The organism is Nocardioides sp. DN36, from assembly GCF_055380375.1.
This window is the reverse complement of the sequence record NZ_AP043823.1, coordinates 4,162,860-4,182,653: the sequence shown is the minus strand read 5'-3', so window position 1 is coordinate 4,182,653 and position 19,794 is coordinate 4,162,860. Positions and strand designations below refer to the sequence as shown.

Below are 19,794 nucleotides of genomic sequence, written 5' to 3'. Positions count from 1 at the left end.
GGCCGCACGCTACGCCGTCCGGCGGCCGTGGAGGCGGCGTACGCCGAACACCACGACCGCCCCCACGACGAGGTGGAGGCAGGCCAGGCCCGCGCCGGCCGCTGCGGTGGTGGCCCCCAACGGCCCGGCCACCGACAGTGCCCAGACGACGGAGGCGACCACCGTCCACCAGCGCAGGCCGCGCTCGCCGCGTGCGAGGACGCGGGCGAGCAGGACCCCCGCCAGCGCGACGACCAGCGCGGTCGCCGCGACGGCCGCACCCCCCACCTCCCGCGACCCGTCGCCCGCCTCGGCCCGGAGCTCGACCCCCGCCACCGGACCTACCACCGCCCAGGTCACCAGCGCCGCGACCACCGCCAGCACGACGACCGCTGCGTCGCCGGCGAGGCCGCCGGTCCGCCGGGTCGCGGTCTGTTCCTCGAGCACCTGCTGTGGATCCGTCATCACGTTCCTCCGTCACCGCCGCCCCCCGCGGGCGACGTGACCACGCTAGGAATCGGCGCGGTCCGCAGGCAGATGAGGATGTGGGGAGACCGCCGGGACATTTGTCCTGTCCCGGCGCCGTGCACGACCGGGCAGCGGGATCAGCAGTCGGCGACCGTCGAGCTCCACTCGCCGCCGACCGCGGGCCCGTCCCGGGCCACCGACTGCAGGAAGGCCGCCTCGGCGTCCAGCCCGTCGACGCAGGCGTCCCGCTGCTCGCGCAGCGAGCCGTGCAGCCACACCACGTCGACGTCGGCGCAGCGACGGCGGGCCGGGGCCAGACGTCGCCCCGCCCGGGCGGCGGCCTCGCTGATCGCGTCCTGCACCGAGGGTTCGACGCGCGCCGACGACCCGCCGTCGGGAACAGGGCGGACGTAGACCGCCAGGGTGTGCAGGGGCGTGAGCGCCTCGTCGACGGCGCGCCGGGCCGCCACCGTGCAGGCGGCGAGGTCGCGTCGCTCGCGGTCCCGCAGCTCCCGGTCGACCACCATCACCCCGGCGGCCGCGACCGTGAGGGCGACGGCGGCCACCACCCAGCGCCGGCGCGCCGGCGGACGGCCCTCCACCTCGAGGACCTCGGCCGGTCCGGGATCGTCCATGCGTCCCAGTGTCGCCCGGACTCCTGAGCCCCGGTGCCGGTGACCTCAGCGGTGCGTCGACGAGTGCCCAGACCGCGCCTGCTCGGCGGAGCGGCGGCGTACGCCGGGCAGCGCCGGCGCGGCCTCGGCCACGGCCACGGTGCTGGTGATCGATCCGATGCCCTGCACGGTCACGGTCACGACGTCGCCGGGCTGGAGCGGCGGCGGGTCCTGGTCACCTCGCCGGCCCCAGAGCTCGGCGAGGCAGCCGCCGTTGCCCGTGGTGCCGGAGCCGAGCACGTCGCCGGGCAGCACCCTGCTGTCCCGCGAGGCGTAGGCGATCATCGCCTCGAACGTCCAGCCCATGTTGGAGAGCAGGTCGTGGCCGATCTCGACGTCGTTGACCGAGACCGTGCACCACAGGTCCAGGAACCCGTCGGCGTCCCGGTGGGGCTCGAGCTCGTCGCGGGTGACGATCCAGGGGCCGAGGGTGTTGGCGAAGTCCTTGCCCTTGGCCGGCCCGAGGCCGACCTGCATCTCGCGCCGCTGCAGGTCCCGCGCCGACCAGTCGTTGAGGATGGTGTAGCCGAAGACGTGGTCCGCGGCCTCCTCGACCGACAGCGACCGTCCCTCGCGGCCGACCACGACCGCGACCTCGAGCTCGAAGTCCCGTGCCAGGCAGGTGGCGGGGAAGGGCACCTCGTCGTCCGGGCCGAGCACGGTGTGCGGGTTGGTGAAGTAGAAGGTGGGCGCGTCGTACCACGCCTCCGCGACTCCTCCCACGCCGTCGATGCTGCGGCGCACGCCCTCGACGTGCTCCTCGAAGGCGACGAAGTCGCGCATCGTGGTCGGCGCGAGCGGCGCCAGGAGCCGCACCGACGAGAGCGGCACGCCCTCGGACCCCAGGGCGACGGCGCCGAGCGCCCGTGCCTCGTCGAGACCTCGACCGACGACGTCCCGCATCGTCAGGCCGTCGGCGAGGGGGTGCACCAGGTGGTGCCCGACCACGCCGACGTGCGTCACGCCGGCGCGGTCGAGGTAGGTGGCGAGCTTCATGCGGCGACCTCCGCGTGGCGTCCGAGAGCGGTCATCGTCGCGTCCTCCACGGTCGGTGCCGGCGCACGCTGACGCCGCTGGGACGACCAGCATGTGGCCCCGACCGCGGCCGGGGAACCCCGGCGTGGCGATGCCCGGCATCGGACACGTCGATGCCCGCGCTCAGCCGATCCGCTCGGCGAGCGAGACGACGATCCCCTCCGGGCCGCGGACGTAGGCCATCAGCCAGGCGTCCTCGTGCCGGCCGACGCCGCCGACCAGCCCGTACCCGTCCGCGGCCAGGTCGTCGACCAGCTCCTGCAGGCCGACGACCTCGAAGCAGACGTTGCGCAACCCCTGCTCGTTCGCCATCGCGGCGGGCGACCCGGGCACGACGTCGGGCCTGACGAAGCTCGAGAGCTCGACCCCGGTGCCACCGTCCGGCGGCCGCAGCACCACGATCTCCGACCGCGAGCCCGGGATCCCGGTGACGGTGTCGACGAACTCGCCCTCCAGGAAGGTGCGGCCCTCGATCGCGAGACCCAGCCCGACGAAGAACGCCGTCACCTCGTCGAGGTCGGCGACGGTGATCCCCACGTGGTCGAAACGTCTGATGCTCGGCATGGCTGTCATCCTCCAGGGCTCGTGCGACTGGTCCTGCCGCGGGGACGGTGCCGCCGCGACGATCTCGACATCCGTGCTGCCATCTCGTCCCCTAGGGCTGCAGCGCGGCCAGCCACGTGTCGAACGACCGCACGAAGCGGTCGTGAGCGGCGACCATGGCCGCCGGGTCGCCGGGGACCCGCAGGACGTGGTCGCCGGACACGACCACGCGTTCACCCGGGAGCGCGTCGAGCACGTCCTGGTCGAAGTAGGGGTCGCCGCCGCCGATGACGACGAGCTGCGCTGCGGGGTAGGTCAGCAGCGGCTCGGCGAGTTCCGGCTCGGCGAGGAGCGGGGTGAGCCACGCCGCGTCGTACCCGCGGGCGGCGGCGACGGGGGCCGCCAGCGTGCCCAGGGACTTGGCGACGACGAGGACGCGGCCGTCGTAGCCGTCGACCGCCGCCTCCAGCTGGGAGCCGACCCAGGCGACCTCGTCGGCGTCGCTGCTGAGCTGCGGCACCTCCCACCAGGCCTGGCGCACGTCCCACCCCCGACCGAGCGCGACCTGGGCGGCGAAGAAGAGGAGCGGGCCGTCGGGCGTGTACCTGCTGCCGGGGAGGACGATGCACCGGCCGACCGATGGCCCATCGGCAGCGTGGTCGACGTAGCGGGTCATGGCGTCACGTGGTTCGCGAGGTTGGCCAGGGACGACGCCAGCCCGACCGCATGGTCCTCCGCGGAGATCCCCGCGGGGACATCGTCGGCACGCACCTCCACCCGGGTGCCCGCCCCGTCGGCCGCGAGGGACCAGGTCATGGTCATCGTGCCCGCGAAGGCAGGGTCGTCCGACTCGAAGTCGACAGCCTGCACGACGCGCTCGCCGGGGACGAGCTCCACGAAGCGCGCCTCGACGACGTCGGTGTCCGAGCCGGCCTTGCCGGGCGCACCTGAAGCATCGGCGTAGGTGAGCACGAGGCGGAAGCCACCCCCGGGCCGGAGCTCGAACCACTCGAACCGGCCGCTCATCCCCGCCGGCGGAAGCCACCGGACCAGGGCGTCAGGATCGACGAGCGCCTCGTAGACGGTCATCGGGGAGGCGGTCACGAGGTGCGATGCCGAGTCTGTCCGCGTCATGCGCTCCATCATCCCCGGACCGCGTGGTCGCCCTGGGCTCTCGCACGGTCAGCAGGCTGTCGCCGTGGACGGCGTCCGGCTCCACCCGGCCCGTCTCGCGGAACCCGAGCTTCTCGAGGACCCGCCGCGACGGCACGTTCCAGTCGCGGACCGTGGCCCACAGCCGCTGGTGGCCCGCCTCGTCCGCCCAGGCGACCACGGCCCGTCCGGCCTCGGTCGCGTAGCCGCGCCCGTGGGTCGCGCGCAGCAGCTCGAAGGCCAGCTCGGGCTCGTCGGGGGCCCCGTTCCCGTGGAGGACCAGCCCGCAGTAGCCGATCACGTCGCCGGAGGCCCTCCGCTCCACCGCCAGGATCCGCGGCCCCGGCTCGTCGCGCTCCGCGCGGATCTGCGCGGCGATGTCCGCCACGGTGGGGCGGCCCTCACGATCGATCCGCCGGTGCGGCGGCACGCGTGAGTCCCGCTCGGTCCAGAGTGCGCGGAGGACGGCGGCATCGTCCGCCCTGCGACGCCGGAGCACGAGCCGATCGGTCTCCAGGGTGTCCAGGACGGGAGCCGGCGACATGGTCGCAGTGTGCCAGCGGCCGCCTCCGCGGCCGGGCGAGAGCCGTGACGCCCGTTGACCGGGGCGGCATGATGACCTCCATGGCCGACCCCCGCGCAGGACAGCCCGCCGAGCCCTCGGACCTCGTCGACGTCGCCCACCTGGTGACGGCGTACTACACCGGCGTCCCCGACCCCGACGACGTCGACCAGCAGGTCGCGTTCGGCACCAGCGGCCACCGCGGCACGTCGCTGCGGACCGCGTTCAACGAGACGCACATCCTCGCCACCACGCAGGCGATCTGCGACTACCGCCGCGAGCAGGGGTACGACGGCCCGCTGTTCATCGGGCGCGACACCCACGGCCTCTCCGAGCCGGCGTGGGCGACCGCGCTCGAGGTGCTCGTCGCCAACGACGTGACCGTGCTCGTCGACGACCGCGACGGCTACACGCCGACCCCGGCGGTCTCGCACGCGATCCTGCGCGCCAACCGCGGGGTCTCGACAGGCTCGACCACCGGAAGGGGACTCGCCGACGGCATCGTGGTCACCCCCTCGCACAACCCGCCCTCCGACGGCGGGTTCAAGTACAACCCGCCCCACGGCGGCCCCGCCGACACCGACGCGACGTCGGTCATCGCGGCGCGCGCCAACGAGCTGATCAGGGCCGGGCTCGGCGAGGTGAAGCGGGTCCCGTTCGCGCGGGCGCGGGCCGCGGCGTCGTCGTACGACTTCCTCGGGACCTACGTCGACGACCTGCCGGACGTCCTCGACATCGACGCGATCCGCGACGCCGGCGTCCGGATCGGCGCCGACCCGCTGGGCGGTGCGAGCGTGGCGTACTGGGGCGAGATCGCCGAGCGCCTCGGCCTGGACCTGACGGTGGTGAACCCGTTGGTCGACCCGACGTGGCGGTTCATGACGCTGGACTGGGACGGCAAGATCCGGATGGACTGCTCCTCCCCCAACGCGATGGCCTCGCTGATCGGGCGGAAGTCGGAGTACGACCTCGCGACCGGCAACGACGCCGACGCCGACCGGCACGGCATCGTCACCCCCGACGCCGGACTGATGAACCCCAACCACTTCCTCGCGGTCGCGATCGACTACCTCTTCGGCGGGGCGCGTCCCGGCTGGCCGGACTCCGCCCGGATCGGCAAGACGCTGGTCTCCTCCTCGATGATCGACCGGGTCGCCTCCTCGCTCGGCAAGCCGATGGTCGAGGTGCCGGTCGGGTTCAAGTGGTTCGTGCCCGGCCTGATCGACGGGTCGTTCGGGTTCGGCGGCGAGGAGTCCGCGGGCGCGTCGTTCCTGCGCAAGGACGGCACCACCTGGACCACCGACAAGGACGGGATCCTGCTGGCCCTGCTGGCGTCCGAGATCCTCGCGACCACCGGGAAGACCCCCTCGCAGCACTACGCCGCCCTCGTGGAGCAGCACGGCGACCCGGCGTACGCCCGCATCGACGCGCCCGCCGACCGCGAGCAGAAGGCGAAGCTCGGCGCCCTTTCGCCCGACGACGTGAAGGCGACGTCGCTGGCGGGCGAGGAGATCACCGCCAAGCTCACCGAGGCGCCCGGCAACGGCGCGAAGATCGGCGGGCTGAAGGTGGTCACCGAGTCGGCGTGGTTCGCCGCCCGGCCGTCGGGCACCGAGGACGTCTACAAGATCTACGCCGAGTCGTTCCGCGGCCCCGACCACCTCGCCGAGGTGCAGGCCGAGGCGCGCGAGGTGGTCAGCGCGGCGCTCGGCTGACCCGCGCCCGGCGCTCCGGCGCCGGGCCGACCCGCTCGCGCAGCCCGGCCGCGAGTGCCGCGACCGTGACCGCGTCGACGAGGCCACCGAGCGTGCGCGCGAGCCACGGCCGCCGCACCCCGGACATCCGGAGCCGGAGCTGGACCCGCGTGCCGGGCGGCACCTCGTGCAGCACGATCGCCCAGGACAGGTCGACCCGACCCCGGCGCGAGGTGTGCACGAGCACCCGCGGTGGCTCGAGGCGCGCCACGGTGAAGATCGCGTCCCGGCCGCCCCAGTCGGCGATGACGTCGCCGACGCCGAGGAGCTGCAGGGCGGGATCGATCCGCCGGATCGCGCGTCGCCCCGCCGGCACGGCCCGCTCGACCCGACGCGGGGCGTACCAGCCCGCTCGCCCCTTGCCGAGCTGCACGAACCACGGCCAGACCCGGGCCACCGGCGCCCCGAGCGTGAAGGCGCGGTCCATCACCACGGCCGCGCCGGGCACCAGCTCGTCGCCGGGCAGCGGCCGCGCGACCTCGTCGTACGTCGCGGCGACGGAGCGGAACACGCTGCCGACCGTACGCCGGCTCGCGCAGCGTCCGTGCCGACCTGCCCGGACCGACGAGGGGGAGAGCCGTCTGCATGAGCAGTGACGCGACGGCCGTCTCCGGGCTCACGGTGGGTGTCCACCTGTTCCGCAACACCGATCCGACGGGATAGTCCGGCACGTTTCTGTCGTCACCGGCGGCGCCCCGAGGTCGAAACGTGCCGGACTATCCGTCGAGGGCGGCTACCTTGACTCCGTGGGCGTCATCGAGACCGTGGGTCTGACCAAGCAGTACCCCCGGGTGACCGCGCTGGACTCGCTCGACGTGAGCATCGGGCACGGAGTCACCGGGCTGGTCGGCGCGAACGGGGCCGGCAAGTCGACGCTGATCAAGATCCTGCTCGGCCTGCTGCCGGCGACCAGCGGGAGCGCCAGCGTGCTGGGGTACGACGTCGCCACCGAGGGCGGGCAGATCCGGGCGCTGGTGGGCTACATGCCCGAGCACGACTGCCTGCCGGCCGACGTCTCCGCGAGCGACCTGGTCGTCCACCTCGGCCAGATGTCCGGCCTGCCCTACCCGGCCGCCCGCGAGCGCGCGTCCGACGTGCTGCGCCACGTCGGGCTGGCCGAGGAGCGCTACCGGCCCATCGGCGGCTACTCCACCGGCATGAAGCAGCGCGCCAAGCTGGCCCAGGCACTCGTCCACGACCCGCGGCTGGTGCTCCTCGACGAGCCGACCAACGGCCTGGACCCGTCCTCGCGCGACGACATGCTGGCGCTGGTGCGCCGCATCGGCACCGAGTTCGGCATCGCCGTCCTGGTCACCTCCCACCTGCTCGGCGAGCTGGAGCGGGTCAGCGACCACGTGGTCGTGCTCGACAGCGGCCGGCTGCTCCGCTCCTCGGCGACCACGGACTTCCTGAACACCACCGGCAACCTGCTGGTCGAGGTGCAGGGCCGGCCCGACGCGGACCGGCTGCTCGGCCAGGCGCTCGTCGACGCCGGCCTGCGCGCCTGGCCCTCCGACGGACGCATGGTCGAGGTCGAGGCGCGCGACGAGACCACGCGGGACGTCGTCCGCGACCTGACCGTCGAGCTCGGGCTGGGCCTGGTCCGGATGCAGGAACGCCACCACCGCATCGAGGACGTGTTCCGGGACGGGGGTGCCGGAAGTGTCCAGCCCGTCTGAGTTCACCGGGGCGGCCGACCCCGCGCCCACCGCGGCGCCGACCGCCGTCATCCACGACCTCGGCTACCGCTCCTACACCGGCCCCCGGCTCGGGGAGCGCGAGGTCGCGTGGGCGCTCCTGGTCACCGGCCTGCGCAACTGCTTCGGCCTCGGCCGCTCCGGCCGCTCGAAGGTGCTGCCGATGATCCTGCTCGGGCTGATGCTGCTGCCCGCGCTGATCCTGGTCGGCGTCCTGGTGCAGGCCAAGGGGCTGCTCGGGCTCGACGAGCAGATCGTCGCCTACAGCACCTACCCGCTCACCACCCAGCTGCTCATCTCGGTCTTCGTGGCCTCCCAGGCCCCCGCCCTGGTCTCGCGCGACCTGCGGTTCCGCACCATCACCCTCTACCTCGCCCGCCCGTTGCGGCGCACGACGTACGTCCTGGTGCGGCTGGCCTCGCTGACGGCAGCGACGTTCGTGCTGATCGGGGCGCCGCTGGTGCTGATGTACGTCGGCGGCCTGCTCGCCGAGCTGCCGCCGGGCCGGGAGACGGGCCGGGTCCTCGGCGCGCTGGTCGGGGCGCTGCTGCTCGCCGCGTGCCTGTCCGGGCTGGCCGCCCTCGTCTCCGCGCTGACGATCCGGCGCGGACTGGCGGTCGCGGCGGTCATCGTGGTGCTGCTGGTCAGCTACACCGTGGTCGCCACCATCCAGGGGATCTCGCTCGAGGCGCACCACCCGCGGGTCGGCGAGGTCGCCGGCATGTTCTCGCCGTACACGCTGGTCAACGGCGTCCAGGTCTTCCTCTTCGGCTCCCCCGAGGCCACGCCGACGCCGCCCACGGGCACCGGCATGGGCGTGCTCTACCTGGTCGTCACGGCGCTCGTCGTGCTCGGCTGCGTCGGCGCGATGCTGCGCCGCTACCGCGAGGTTCCCGTATGAGCACCATCGAGCTCGACCACGTGTCGCGGTGGTACCGCAACGTCGTCGCCGTCAACGACGTCTCGATGACGATCGGCCCGGGCGTCACCGGCCTGCTCGGGCCCAACGGCGCCGGCAAGTCCACGCTGATCGCGATGATGTCGGGCTTCCTCGCGCCCTCGACGGGCTCGGTGACGCTGGACGGTGAGCCGCTGTGGCGCAACGAGCAGGTCTACCGCAAGATCGGGCTCGTGCCCGAGCGCGAGGCGCTGTTCGAGTACCTCACCGGGCGGCAGTTCGTGCTGGCCAACGCCGAGCTGCACGGGCTCCCCGACCCGAAGGCAGCCGCCCAGCGGGCGCTCGCCACGGTCGAGATGAGCGACGCGCAGGACCGCGTCATCTCGACGTACTCCAAGGGGATGCGGCAGCGGGTCAAGATGGCCTCCGCGCTGGTGCACGACCCGGCCGTGCTGCTGCTCGACGAGCCGTTCAACGGCATGGACCCCCGGCAGCGGATCCACCTGATGGAGCTGCTGCGCACCATGGGCGCCGAGGGCCGCACGGTGCTGTTCAGCTCCCACATCCTCGAGGAGGTCGAGCAGGTGGCCCGGCAGATCGAGGTGGTCGTCGCCGGCCGGCACGCCGCCTCCGGTGACTTCGGCGCGATCCGGCGGCTGATGACCGACCGGCCCAACCGGTTCGTGCTGCGCACCTCCGACGACCGGACGATGGCGTCGATCCTGCTGGCCGACCCGTCGGTGCGCGGGGCCCGGCTCCGCTCCGAGGGCGGCATCGAGCTCGAGGCGTCCGACTTCGGCCGGTTCAGCGAGGTGCTGCCCCGACTGGCGCGCGACCACGCGGTCCGGCTGCTCGAGGTCACGCCGACCGACGAGTCGCTCGAGAGCGTCTTCGCCTACCTGGTGTCGTCATGAGCGCGGTCTGGTCGCCGACGATCGCGCGGCTCGGCTACCGCAGCGTCTTCGGCCGGCGCCGGGGCATCCTGCTCTTCGTGCTGCCGGTGGTGCTCGTCGGGCTGGCCGTGCTGGTCCGGGTCCTCGTCGGCTCGGACGAGACCGGGGCGCGGCACACTCTCTACGGGCTGGGCCTGGTCGTGGTCGTCCCGCTCGTCGCGCTGCTCTCGACCACCGGCCTGCTCGCTCCCGAGATCGACGACGGGTCGATCGCCTACCTGCTGGCCAAACCGATCTCGCGGCACACCATCGTGCTGAGCAAGCTCGCGGTCGCGGCGTCCTGCGTGGTGGCCTTCGCGGTCCTGCCCGTCCTGGTGGCGGGCCTGGTGCTCCGCCCCGGCGACCCGGGCTTCGGGGGCGGGCTCGCCCTCGGGGCGCTGGCGGGCGGGCTGGCCTACTGCTCGCTCTTCGCGCTGCTGTCGGTGCTGACCCGGCACGCCGTGGTGGTCGGCCTGATCTACCTGCTGATCTGGGAGAGCCTGCTGGGCGGCCTGCTCGACGGCATCCGCTGGCTCAGCATCAGCCGCTGGTCGGGCGCGATCGCCGAACCGGTCGCCGGCGTGACCCTCGTGACCGACCTCGGGACGTCGTACGCCCTCGTCGCCACGCTGGTCGTGATCGTCCTCGGCGTCTGGCTCACCGGCCGGCGGCTCCGCGGCTTCAACCTCACCGGGGACGAGTAGCCCCGACCCAGGTCCCCTTCCGCATCACCCGCTGCACGGCCAGGTCGTCGTCGAGCACCACGAGGTCGGCGTCGAAGCCGGGGCGCAGGGCGCCGACCCGGTCCAGGCCGAGGAGGGCCGCCGGAGAGGCGGTGGCGGCGCGCACGACGTCCTCGATGGGCAGGCCGGCGACCCGGACGGCGTACCGGACCGCGGCAGCCATCGTCAGCGTGGAGCCGGCGATCGCGCCGGTGCCCGCCAGCCGCGCCACCCCGTCGCGCACCGTCACCGTGAGGCGCCCGAGCCGGTAGTCCCCGTCGGCGGCGGTCGCGGCCGCCATCGCGTCGGTGACCAGCACGGTCAGGTGCGGCTTGGCCCGGGCCGCGAGCCGCAGCGCGGCCGGGTGGACGTGCACGCCGTCGGCGACCAGCTCCACGTAGGCGTCCGGGTGCTCGAGCAGCGCCGCCACCGGGCCGGGCTCGCGGTGGTGCAGCCCGCGCATCGCGTTGAAGAGGTGGGTGCCCACGCCGGCCCCCGCGTCGAGCGCGGAGCGCGCGACGTCGTACGTCGCGTCCGTGTGCCCGATCGCGGCCACGACGCCGGCGGCGGTCAGCTGCCTGATCGCGTCCAGCCCGCCGGCCAGCTCCGGCGCCAGCGTCACCATCCGCACGTGTCCGCGCCCGGCCTCGAGCAGCGCGTCGACCTGGGCCGGCTTCGGGTCGGTGAGCAGCTCGGGGTCGTGGGCGCCGGCGTACCTCGGGCTCAGCCACGGACCCTCGAGATGGATCCCGGCCAGCAGCCCGTCGTCGGCGAGGTCGGACAGCCGGCGCACCGAGTCGAGCAGCGACGGCCCGCTCGCGGTCACCAGGCTCGCGACCATCGTGGTGGTGCCGTGGGCGAGGTGGGCGCGCACCGCGGCCGCGCCCACCTCCGGGTCGCCGCCGTCGAACGACGCTCCCCCGCCCCCGTGGACGTGGGTGTCGACGAACCCCGGGACGACCGTGGCGGCGGGCAGCTCGACGTCGGCGGGCCGCGGTGGCGACCCGGGACCGACCTCGGCGATCCGCCCATCCACGACGTGCAGCCACCCCGGCGCGAAGACCCGCGCCGGGGTGACCACCCGACCAGCAGAGAGCAGCATCCTCAGGCGCTCGTGTCGGCCTCGACGGCGGACTCGGCGTCCTCCTCCTCGCGGCCGGGCGTGCGCAGGTTCCACCTGCGGATCACGGCCCGGAAGAGGAAGTAGTAGACGACCGCGTAGCCGATCCCGATCGGGACCAGCAGCCACGGCTTCGTCGCGATGTTCCAGTTCAGCAGGAAGTCGAACAGGCCGGCGGAGAAGCCGAAGCCGTCCTTGATCCCGAGCGCGTTGACCAGCGCCAGCGAGGTGCCGGTGAGCACGGCGTGGATCACGTAGAGCGGCCACGCGACGAACATGAACGCGAACTCCAGCGGCTCGGTGACGCCGGTGAGGAACGAGGTCAGCGCGGCGGACAGCATGATGCCGCCGACGGCCTTCTTGTGCTGGGGGCGCGCCTCGTGCCAGATCGCGAGCGCCGCAGCCGGGAGCGCGAACATCATGATCGGGAAGAAGCCGGTCATGAAGGCGCCGGCTGTCGGGTCGCCGGCGAGGAAGCGCGGGATGTCCCCGTGCACGACCCCGGCCGAGCTGTCGTAGGAGCCGAAGACGAACCACGGCGGGTTGTTCAGGATGTGGTGCAGGCCCAGCGGGATCAGCAGCCGGTTCAGCGTGCCGTAGACGAAGCCTCCCGTGACGTCGTTCTCGGTGACCCATTCACCGAGGTTGGTGATCCCGGAGTTGAACGCCGGGTAGACCACGCTCATGAGCACCGAGACCACGAGCATCACGACCGCCGTGACGATCGGGACGAAGCGGCGGCCACCGAAGAACGCGAGGTACGGCGGCAGCTTGATGCGGTGGTACCGCTGCCACAGCCAGGCCGCCGCCAGGCCGGAGACGATGCCCCCGAGGACGCCGTAGTTGATCAGCTCCTGGGTCCCGCCCTCGTCGGGGGTCCCCAGCACGAACGGCGAGACCGCGTCCCCGACCGCCTTGAAGACGAGGTAGCCGACGACGGCTGCGAGGGCGGTCGAGCCGTCGGACTTCTTCGCCATGCCGATCGCGACACCCACGGCGAAGAGCAGGGGCAGGTTCGCGAAGAGCGCGTTGCCGGCCGCTCCGACCACCGCCGAGACGTGCTCCCAGCCGAGCCCGTCGGCGCCGAGGAGGTCGGCCTGGCCGAGCCGCAGCAGCAGCGCTGCGGCCGGGAGGGCCGCGATCGGCAGCATCAGGCTCCGACCGAACTTCTGGACCGGCGCCAGGTTGAGCCGGCGCCGCTCCGTGGTGGCGCCCGAGGACGCGTCTGTGGTGGTCACTGCTTCTTCCCTTCGGTGGTCCCCTTCCGGGGTGCTGGGCTGGCGCCGAGGTCGTCCCGGCCCAGGGACATGTGCAGCTGGTAGCGGTCGCCCCGGTAGCGCGACACGACGTACTCCAGCGGGCGGCCGGCGGCGTACGACACGCGCCGGAAGACGAGGAGCGGGGTGTTGACCGGTGCGTCGAGCCGGCGCGCCGTGGCCGCGTCCGCGGTCTCGCCCCACAGGGTCTGCTCGGCGCCGTCGATGCTCAGGTCGTAGACGTCCGCGAGCAGCTCGTAGAGCGAGCCACCGAGGTCGTGGCGGTCCAGGCCGGGCAGCAGGTGGTGGGGGTACCACCCGTTCTCGAGCGCGATCGGCTGCCCGTCCGCGAGGCGCACTCGGTCCAGTCGCCAGGCGGCCCCGTCCGTGCTCAGGTCGAGCGCCTTCGCGACGTCGGCGGGCGGCTCGTCCAGCTCGACGCTCAGCAGCCGCGTGGACGGGGTCAGCCCGCGGCGGCGCATGTCCTGGCTGAACGACGCGAGGTGCAGCCGGCTCTCGAGCCGGGGCCGGGCGACGAACGTGCCCTTGCCGTGGATCCGGTGCAGCAGCCCGTCGGCGACCAGGCTGTCGATCGCCTTGCGGACCGTCGCGCGGGAGACGTCGTACGTCGTCATCAGCTCGCGCTCGGAGGGGATCGCGGCGTCGGGCCCGAGCTCGTGCACGGCGAGGTCGGCCAGCGCGTCGCTCAGCTGCGCGTGCTTGGGCCGGGGGCCGTCGGTGATGACCCGGGCGGAACGGGTACGGGACAAGGGTCGGACCTCTCGACGGTGCTGGTGACCACTGGTACGGTCTGGTCCGTACCAGTTGTGAGGATGGTCACGCTCACGACGGATGTCAAGGGCCCGGAGGAGATCGCGTGAGCAGCCGGATGGCCGCCGAGGTGGCCGAGCAGCCGCAGGCCGTGCGCCGCACCCTCGACGCGCTGCTGCCCCTGCGTGCGGACGTGCGCCGGCTCGCGCAGGGGCGTCGACAGGTGCTCTTCGCGGCCCGCGGCTCCAGCGACAACGCGGCCGTCTACGGGCGCTACCTCCTCGAGACCCGCGCGGGGGTGCTCGGCAGCCTGCTCTCCCCCAGCGTCGCCACCCACTACCGCGCACAGCTCGACCTCTCCGACGCCCTCGTGGTGTGCGTGTCGCAGTCCGGCGCCACGACGGAGATCGTCGAGACCCAGACCTGGGCGCAGGGCAACGGCGCCGCGACGCTGGCCGTCACCAACGTCGAGGGCTCGCCCCTCGCGGAGTACGCCGACCTGGCCCTGGTCACGCAGGCCGGCCCCGAGCTCGCGGTGCCGGCGACCAAGACCTACCTCACCCAGCTCGTCGCGATGACCGTCCTCGGCACCGCGCTCGCCCCCGACCCGCACGCCCTCGATGCCGAGCTGGCCCGGGTCCCCCACGAGGTGGAGCGGCTCGTGCACGAGCCGACCGGTGTGCCGGCCGCGGTCGAGGCGCTGCGCGACGCGGCGTACGCCGTCGTCTCCGGGCGCGGCCTGATGATGGGCACGGCGCTGGAGACCGCGCTGAAGCTCGAGGAGACCTGCCTGCGGCCGGTGCGCGGCTACTCGTACGCCGACCTGCGGCACGGTCCGATCTCGGTGGTGACCGAGGGGATGACCGCCGTGCTGGTCGCCGCCCCCGACGGGCCGCTGCTCGCGCCGATGGCCGAGCTCGCCGACGACCTCGCGGCGCGGGGCGCCACGGTGGTGGGCATCGGCGGCGACCCCGCGTTCGCCCGGTCCTGCGCGGTGCACGTGCCCGGCCCCGAGCTCCCTGAGGCGCTGGCGCCGCTGGGGGCGATCGTGCCGGCCCAGCTGCTCGTCGAGGCGCTGGCCCGCGAGCTCGGGCTCGACCCGGACAACCCCCGCGGCCTGGCCAAGGTGACCACCACCGACCCACCCACCCCGAAGGAGAATCCATGAGCAGCAAGGCCGAGCAGATCCTCGCCGGACTCGGCGGCGCCGGGAACATCGTCGAGATCGAGCCCTGCATCACCCGGCTGCGCACCGAGGTGAACGACGGCGCGCTGGTCGACGAGAAGGCACTCAAGTCAGCGGGTGCGCACGGCGTGGTGAGGTCCGGCAACGTCGTCCAGGTGGTCGTCGGGCCCGAGGCCGACACCCTGGCCGAGGACATCGAGGACCTGATGTGACCGGACCGCTGGAGGTCCTGGTCCCCTGCCCCGGTCGGCTGGTGCCGATGTCGGAGGTGCCCGACCCCGTGTTCTCCTCGGAGATGGTCGGGCCGGGCGTCGCCATCGACCCCGACCCGGGCGAGGTGACCGTGGTGTCCCCCATCGCCGGCACGGTGGTCAAGGTGCACCCGCACGCGTTCGTGGTGCTCGGCGCCGAAGGCGTCGGCGTCCTCGTGCACCTCGGCATCAACACCGTGCGCCTGGAGGGCAAGGGCTTCGAGGTCCTCGCCGAGCAGGGCTCGACGGTCGCGGCCGGCGACCCGATGGTGCGCTGGGACCCCGCGAGCGTCACCGGCGAGGACCTCTCCACGATCGTCCCGGTGGTGGCGATGGACCGGCCCAAGGGGTCGGTGCCGGCGCCCGCGGACGGCGCGGTCGCGAAGGTCGGCGACGTGCTGTTCAGGGTGGGCCCGTGAAGCCGGCGGCGCTGCTGCTCGACCTCGACGGCACCCTGGTCGACTCCGAGCCGGTGCACCGGGCGGCGTACGACGCCTTCCTGGCCGACCGCGGGTGGTCGGTCGCCGACCTCGGCATGTTCACCGGGCGCCGGGCCGAGGACGTCTTCGCGGTCGAGGCGGGACCATGGGCGGGACACGACCCCCACGAGCTCGCCGCCGAGGTGCGCGGACACATCCCGGACGGCGCGACCCCGAACCCGGTCGCCGGCGCGCGGGCGGCCGTCCACTCGGCCGTGGGCGCCGGGATCCCGCTCGCGATCGTCACCTCGGCGCGCCCGCCCTGGGTCTCGCGCGCCCTGGGCGACGGCCTCGGCGTGCTCGAGCACATCGAGGTGGTCGTGACCGCCCACGACGTCGCCGAGGGCAAGCCGCACCCAGCGGGATTCCTGCTCGCCTGCGCACGCCTCGGCGTCTCCCCCGCCGACTGCCTCGCCGCCGAGGACTCGCCCGCGGGTGTCGGGGCGGCCGTCGCGGCCGGCGTCGGCCGGGTCGTCGGCGTGACCACCACCTGGTCCGGGGCCGAGCTCACCGAGGCCGGCGCGCACGTCGTGCTCCCGGACCTGCAGGGCCTCGGCGACCTCCTCCGTTGAGACGGGCGGGTCAGGCGGCGGCAGCCACCTTGCGGGCCTGCTGGTTGAGGCGGGCCTGGGCGGCGCGACGGACCTTGGGGCCGCCGGTCGTCATCTTGTAGAGCATCTTGAGCTGCGGCACGAGGTTCCTGGTGTTGGTGGTGGCCAGCCAGCCGTTGGGCAGCGACAGCCGGATCACCTTGTGCCAGGCGCTCGCGACCTGCTGCGGCAGCGGGGCGGCGTGGTATTTGAGGTCGTACTTCTCGAAGAGGTCCTTGACCCTCGGTGCGATCTCGGCGTACCGGTTGCTGGGCAGGTCCGGGAACAGGTGGTGCTCGATCTGGTGCGACAGGTTGCCGCTCATGATGTGCATCGCCTTGGAGCCGGAGATGTTGGCCGAGCCGAGCATCTGGCGGACGTACCACTCGCCGCGGGTCTCGCCCTCGATCGAGCGGCGCTCGAACGTCTCGACACCCTCCGGGAAGTGGCCGCACATGATGATCGAGTGGCTCCACAGGTTGCGGACCACGTTGGCGGTGAAGTTCGCGGCCAGGGTCGGCAGGAACGATCCGGTGGGCAGGGACAGCAGCGGGTGCACCGCGTAGTCCTTGGTGGCCTGGTTGCGGATCTTCTTGAACACGCCCTTGAGGCGGCGCTGGAAGTCGGGGTCCTTGGTCTGCTTCTTCTTGATGGTGGCGCCGAGCTCGAGGTCGTACGCCGCGATGCCGTACTCGAAGAAGCAGGCGTTGATGAAGTTCCACAGCGGCTGCACCAGGAAGAACGGGTGCCAGGGCTGGTCCTCGTCGACGCGCATGATGCCGTAGCCGAGGTCGTTGTCCTTGCCGATCACGTTCGTGTAGGTGTGGTGCAGCTCGTTGTGCGAGTGCTTCCACTGCTCGGCCGGCGTGGCCATGTCCCACTCCCAGGTCGTGGAGTGGATCTTGGGGTCGCGCATCCAGTCCCACTGGCCGTGCAGGATGTTGTGGCCGATCTCCATGTTCTCGAGGATCTTGGCGACCGACAGGCCGGCGGTGCCGACCACCCATGCCGGCGGGAAGGCGGAGGCGAGGAGCACCGCGCGCGAGCCGAGCTCGAGCTTGCGCTGCACGCCGATGACCTTGCGGATGTACTTCGCGTCGCTCTCGCCGCGGGCGTCGAGGACGTCCTGGCGGATGGCGTCGAGCTCGTGGCCGAGCTGCTCGATGTCCTCGGGGGTGAGGTGCGCGATCGGGTTGTCGGCCTTCTTCTGCAGTGCGGTCATGGTGTCGCTCCTTCTCGGGGGATCGAGCGGGTGGGGAAAGGTCAGTGGTCGATGTCGCAGGCGCCGGCGGCTGCGCTGATGCAGGTCTGGATGATCACGCCGTCGCCGGGGGCGGCGACGGTCAGCTGGCCGTTGCGGAGGTCGCGGACGGCGCCCTCCCGCAGCGGCAGCACGCAGCCGAAGCAGACGCCCATCCGGCAGCCGCTGGGCATCAGCACGCCCGCGGCCTCGGCGGCGTCGAGGATCGGCGTGGAGCCGTCGGCCTCCAGGGTGGTGCCGGACTTCGCGAACGAGACCGTGCCGCCGCTCTGCCCATCCTCGGCGGTGACGACGACCGAGGTGCGGAACCGCTCGATGTGCAGCGGCAGGTCGCGCTCGGTGTGGTGCGCCTCGAGCGCGTCGAGCAGGCCGACCGGGCCACAGGCGTACGTCGTGCGCTCGGCGATGTCGGGGACGATCGTGTCGAGGTCGTGCACGTCGAGCATGCCGTGGGTGTCGGTGTGCAGCTCGACCAGGCGCAGCCGGCCCGCGGCGGCGTACCGGCGCAGCTCCTCGCCGAAGATGACCTCCGAGCGGGAGAGCGCGGAGTGCAGCAGCACGATGTCGGCCTCGAACGGCACGGCCCGCGAGAACAGGTTGCGCAGCATGCCGATCACCGGCGTGATGCCCGAGCCGGCGGTGACGAGCAGCAGCTTGGTGGGCATCGGGTCCGGGAGCACGAAGTCGCCGTCGGCCTGGCCGAGGTGGATCATCTGGCCGGGGCGGACCTTGCGGACCAGGTGGTTGGACACGACGCCGTCGGGGATCGCCTTGACCGTGATGCTGATGCAGCGGTCGGGGCGGGGGCCGTGGGTCAGCGAGTAGGTGCGCCACAGGCGGACGCCGTCGACGTCGACGCCCACGCGGAGGTACTGGCCGGGCACGTGGCCGGCCCAGTCCTTGCCGGGCTTGATGACGATGGTGGCGGCGTCGGCGGTCTCGGGGGTGACCGAGACGATCCGGCCGCGCAGGTCGGCGCCCTTGCGCAGCGGGTGGAAGACGTCCAGCACGTCGTCGAGCTCGAGCGGGGTCACCGCCGCCTCGGCGAAGCGGCGCAGGCCGTCGCGCAGGCTGCGGCGAGGGGCCGGCGGCAGGGCCGACGGGGTGGCGCTGTCAGGGGACGCGGAGGTCGCTCCGGAGACGCGAGGAGTGACATCGATGCTCATGACACCCACTGTCCTTCATCGGAGGGCGTAAAGTCCTGTCCGTCGAGCGTGAAGACGCAGGTCACATTTGTTCGCAGGTGACAACAAGGAGTCCCACCATGGCCCGCCCCACCCGTCGTACCGCCGGGCACCGGCTCCAGCTGCCCGCCGAGGCGGTCGGCGAGATGCGCTCGAGGCTGCCCGCGGTGGCCGAGGAGACGGTCACCGCGATCATCGCGGAGGTGCCCAGCTACGAGGGCGCGCTGACCGGCCCGATGGGCGAGAACATCCGCAACGCCGTCCAGCTCGCACTCGGCGGCTTCCTCTCCCTGGCCAGCGGCCGGCGCGGCGCCGACCCGCGTACGCCGACCGCCCCGGCCGTCGAGGGTGCCTACCAGCTCGGGCGCGGCGAGGCCCGTAGCGGCCGCAGCACCGAGGCGCTGCTCGCGGCCTACCGCGTCGGCGCCCGGGTCTCCTGGCGCCAGATGTCGACGACGGCCGTCGCCAGCGGGATCCCGGCCGAGACGCTGGTCGACTTCGCCGAGCTGGTCTTCGCCTACATCGACGAGCTGTCCGCGGCGAGCGTGGCCGGCCACACCGACGAGCTCGCCACGAGCGGCCGGGTCCGGCAGCGGCTCCTCGAGCGGATCGCCCGGCACCTCCTGTCCGGGGCCTCGACCGAGACCGTCGTCGCCGCCGCCGAGCGGGCCGGGTGGGAGCCCCCGACCACGCTCACCGCGGTCGTGGTCCCCGAGGCCCAGGTGCGCCCGGTGCTGGCGGCGGTCGCCTCCCGCACGCTGGTCGCGGCCGATCTCCCCGACCTCGAGGACCACGCGCTGCTGCTGGTGCCGGACGTGCACGGGCACCGGCGGCCGGTGCTGCTGCGGGCGCTGCGCGGCCGCGGCGCGATCGCGGGGCCGGCGCGCCCGTGGCTGGAGGTGCGCGCGTCCTACGAGCGCGCGATCCGGGCCCGGACCCTGGGCATCACCGAGGACACCGAGGCCCACCTCACCCAGCTGGTGCTCGGCGCCGACGCCGAGGCCCTCGCCGACCTGCGCGCGCAGGTGCTCGCCCCGCTGGAGGGACTGCGCGCGGGCTCCGCGGAGAAGCTCGCCGACACGCTGCGCTCCTGGCTGCTCCACCACGGCCGCCGGGAGGACGTCGCCGAGGAGCTGTTCGTCCACCCGCAGACCGTCCGCTACCGCATGGGACAGCTGCGCGAGCTGTACGGCGACCGGCTCGACGACCCGGCCACGGTGCTCGCGCTGACGATCGCCCTGGGGGCCGAAGGGCCCTGAGACGTCCGGTCCGCGAGGGCC

General features: G+C 73.4%; 23 protein-coding genes. 10 read left to right on the top strand and 13 right to left on the bottom strand.

The genetic code is table 11. From position 1 onward, the window contains the following. Positions 1-9: 9 nt before the first annotated feature. From ACZ43H_RS21065 to ACZ43H_RS21035, 7 genes are all read right to left on the bottom strand, one after another. Positions 10-444, bottom strand: a complete 435-nt coding sequence (locus tag ACZ43H_RS21065) for a DUF6069 family protein (RefSeq protein ID WP_464586212.1) — start codon at positions 442-444, stop codon at positions 10-12. Between the two features lie 140 nt (positions 445-584). Then, positions 585-1,082, bottom strand: coding sequence for a hypothetical protein (locus ACZ43H_RS21060; RefSeq protein WP_464586211.1), 498 nt, complete (start codon positions 1,080-1,082; stop codon positions 585-587). Positions 1,083-1,127: 45 nt separating this feature from the next. After that, positions 1,128-2,117, bottom strand: a complete 990-nt coding sequence (locus tag ACZ43H_RS21055; protein WP_464586209.1) for a fumarylacetoacetate hydrolase family protein — start codon at positions 2,115-2,117, stop codon at positions 1,128-1,130. 162 nt (positions 2,118-2,279) lie between these two features. Next, positions 2,280-2,720, bottom strand: a complete 441-nt coding sequence (locus tag ACZ43H_RS21050) for a VOC family protein (RefSeq protein WP_464586208.1) — start codon at positions 2,718-2,720, stop codon at positions 2,280-2,282. 91 nt (positions 2,721-2,811) lie between these two features. Continuing rightward, on the bottom strand, positions 2,812-3,375 hold the full coding sequence (locus tag ACZ43H_RS21045) for a hypothetical protein (protein ID WP_464586206.1): 564 nt from the start codon (positions 3,373-3,375) through the stop codon (positions 2,812-2,814). Further along, entirely contained in the window at positions 3,372-3,788 is a 417-nt protein-coding gene (locus ACZ43H_RS21040; protein ID WP_464586204.1) for an SRPBCC domain-containing protein, read from the bottom strand. Before ACZ43H_RS21040 ends, ACZ43H_RS21045 begins: the two co-directional genes overlap by 4 nt. Next, a complete protein-coding gene (locus tag ACZ43H_RS21035) occupies positions 3,757-4,395 on the bottom strand; it encodes a GNAT family N-acetyltransferase (RefSeq protein WP_464586202.1) in 639 nt (212 codons plus the stop codon). The genes ACZ43H_RS21040 and ACZ43H_RS21035 overlap by 32 nt, the downstream gene beginning before the upstream one ends. 80 nt (positions 4,396-4,475) lie before the next feature. On the opposite strand from ACZ43H_RS21035, the gene pgm reads away from it, so the two are divergent. Continuing rightward, positions 4,476-6,128 (top strand): phosphoglucomutase (alpha-D-glucose-1,6-bisphosphate-dependent), encoded by a 1,653-nt coding sequence (pgm, locus tag ACZ43H_RS21030; RefSeq protein WP_464586200.1) that lies wholly within the window; start codon positions 4,476-4,478, stop codon positions 6,126-6,128. Here the strand turns inward: pgm and ACZ43H_RS21025 are convergent. Next, a complete protein-coding gene (locus tag ACZ43H_RS21025) occupies positions 6,109-6,678 on the bottom strand; it encodes an SRPBCC family protein (RefSeq protein ID WP_464586198.1) in 570 nt (189 codons plus the stop codon). The two genes, pgm and ACZ43H_RS21025, sit on opposite strands and share 20 nt — an antisense overlap. 235 nt (positions 6,679-6,913) lie before the next feature. On the opposite strand from ACZ43H_RS21025, the gene ACZ43H_RS21020 reads away from it, so the two are divergent. The 4 genes from ACZ43H_RS21020 to ACZ43H_RS21005 are packed head-to-tail and all read left to right on the top strand — an operon-like array spanning position 6,914 to position 10,398. Then, positions 6,914-7,846, top strand: a complete 933-nt coding sequence (locus tag ACZ43H_RS21020) for an ABC transporter ATP-binding protein (RefSeq protein WP_464586196.1) — start codon at positions 6,914-6,916, stop codon at positions 7,844-7,846. Further along, positions 7,830-8,765 carry an ABC transporter permease gene (locus ACZ43H_RS21015; protein WP_464586195.1) on the top strand — a complete coding sequence of 312 codons (936 nt, stop codon included), beginning with the start codon at positions 7,830-7,832 and terminating at the stop codon, positions 8,763-8,765. The genes ACZ43H_RS21020 and ACZ43H_RS21015 overlap by 17 nt, the downstream gene beginning before the upstream one ends. Then, positions 8,762-9,676 (top strand): ABC transporter ATP-binding protein, encoded by a 915-nt coding sequence (locus tag ACZ43H_RS21010; RefSeq protein ID WP_464586193.1) that lies wholly within the window; start codon positions 8,762-8,764, stop codon positions 9,674-9,676. Before ACZ43H_RS21015 ends, ACZ43H_RS21010 begins: the two co-directional genes overlap by 4 nt. Then, on the top strand, positions 9,673-10,398 hold the full coding sequence (locus ACZ43H_RS21005) for an ABC transporter permease subunit (protein ID WP_464586191.1): 726 nt from the start codon (positions 9,673-9,675) through the stop codon (positions 10,396-10,398). Before ACZ43H_RS21010 ends, ACZ43H_RS21005 begins: the two co-directional genes overlap by 4 nt. Here ACZ43H_RS21005 and nagA read toward each other — a convergent pair. The 3 genes from nagA to ACZ43H_RS20990 are packed head-to-tail and all read right to left on the bottom strand — an operon-like array spanning position 10,382 to position 13,562. Then, positions 10,382-11,518 carry an N-acetylglucosamine-6-phosphate deacetylase gene (gene nagA / locus ACZ43H_RS21000; RefSeq protein WP_464586190.1) on the bottom strand — a complete coding sequence of 379 codons (1,137 nt, stop codon included), beginning with the start codon at positions 11,516-11,518 and terminating at the stop codon, positions 10,382-10,384. The two genes, ACZ43H_RS21005 and nagA, sit on opposite strands and share 17 nt — an antisense overlap. A 2-nt stretch (positions 11,519-11,520) precedes the next feature. After that, positions 11,521-12,774, bottom strand: coding sequence for a PTS transporter subunit EIIC (locus tag ACZ43H_RS20995; RefSeq protein WP_464586188.1), 1,254 nt, complete (start codon positions 12,772-12,774; stop codon positions 11,521-11,523). Beyond that, the gene (locus tag ACZ43H_RS20990) at positions 12,771-13,562 is read right to left on the bottom strand and encodes a GntR family transcriptional regulator (protein WP_464586186.1); all 792 of its coding nucleotides are present in this window, start codon (positions 13,560-13,562) and stop codon (positions 12,771-12,773) included. The genes ACZ43H_RS20995 and ACZ43H_RS20990 overlap by 4 nt, the downstream gene beginning before the upstream one ends. Before the next feature lie 107 nt (positions 13,563-13,669). Here ACZ43H_RS20990 and ACZ43H_RS20985 point away from each other — a divergent pair, with 107 nt between their 5' ends. Genes ACZ43H_RS20985 through ACZ43H_RS20970 form a run of 4 tightly spaced genes read left to right on the top strand, consistent with a single transcriptional unit; the run spans position 13,670 to position 16,051 of the window. Then, positions 13,670-14,731 (top strand): SIS domain-containing protein, encoded by a 1,062-nt coding sequence (locus tag ACZ43H_RS20985; protein ID WP_464586184.1) that lies wholly within the window; start codon positions 13,670-13,672, stop codon positions 14,729-14,731. Further along, positions 14,728-14,961, top strand: coding sequence for a glucose PTS transporter subunit EIIB (locus tag ACZ43H_RS20980; RefSeq protein WP_464586182.1), 234 nt, complete (start codon positions 14,728-14,730; stop codon positions 14,959-14,961). Before ACZ43H_RS20985 ends, ACZ43H_RS20980 begins: the two co-directional genes overlap by 4 nt. A gap of 47 nt (positions 14,962-15,008) precedes the next feature. Next, positions 15,009-15,419: a PTS sugar transporter subunit IIA gene (locus ACZ43H_RS20975; RefSeq protein WP_464590891.1), complete on the top strand. Its 411-nt coding sequence runs from the start codon at positions 15,009-15,011 to the stop codon at positions 15,417-15,419. Next, complete coding sequence (locus tag ACZ43H_RS20970) at positions 15,416-16,051, top strand: HAD family hydrolase (RefSeq protein ID WP_464586180.1); 636 nt, start codon at positions 15,416-15,418, stop codon at positions 16,049-16,051. Before ACZ43H_RS20975 ends, ACZ43H_RS20970 begins: the two co-directional genes overlap by 4 nt. 10 nt (positions 16,052-16,061) lie before the next feature. Here the strand turns inward: ACZ43H_RS20970 and ACZ43H_RS20965 are convergent, their stop codons facing one another. Together ACZ43H_RS20965 and ACZ43H_RS20960 are read right to left on the bottom strand one after the other, a co-directional pair. Next, positions 16,062-17,291 carry a fatty acid desaturase family protein gene (locus tag ACZ43H_RS20965; protein WP_464586178.1) on the bottom strand — a complete coding sequence of 410 codons (1,230 nt, stop codon included), beginning with the start codon at positions 17,289-17,291 and terminating at the stop codon, positions 16,062-16,064. Positions 17,292-17,332: 41 nt separating this feature from the next. Continuing rightward, positions 17,333-18,496, bottom strand: coding sequence for a ferredoxin reductase (locus ACZ43H_RS20960; RefSeq protein WP_464586177.1), 1,164 nt, complete (start codon positions 18,494-18,496; stop codon positions 17,333-17,335). A 98-nt stretch (positions 18,497-18,594) separates the two neighbouring features. Here ACZ43H_RS20960 and ACZ43H_RS20955 point away from each other — a divergent pair, with 98 nt between their 5' ends. Beyond that, positions 18,595-19,773, top strand: a complete 1,179-nt coding sequence (locus ACZ43H_RS20955) for a PucR family transcriptional regulator (protein ID WP_464586175.1) — start codon at positions 18,595-18,597, stop codon at positions 19,771-19,773. The last annotated feature ends 21 nt before the right edge of the window (positions 19,774-19,794 follow it).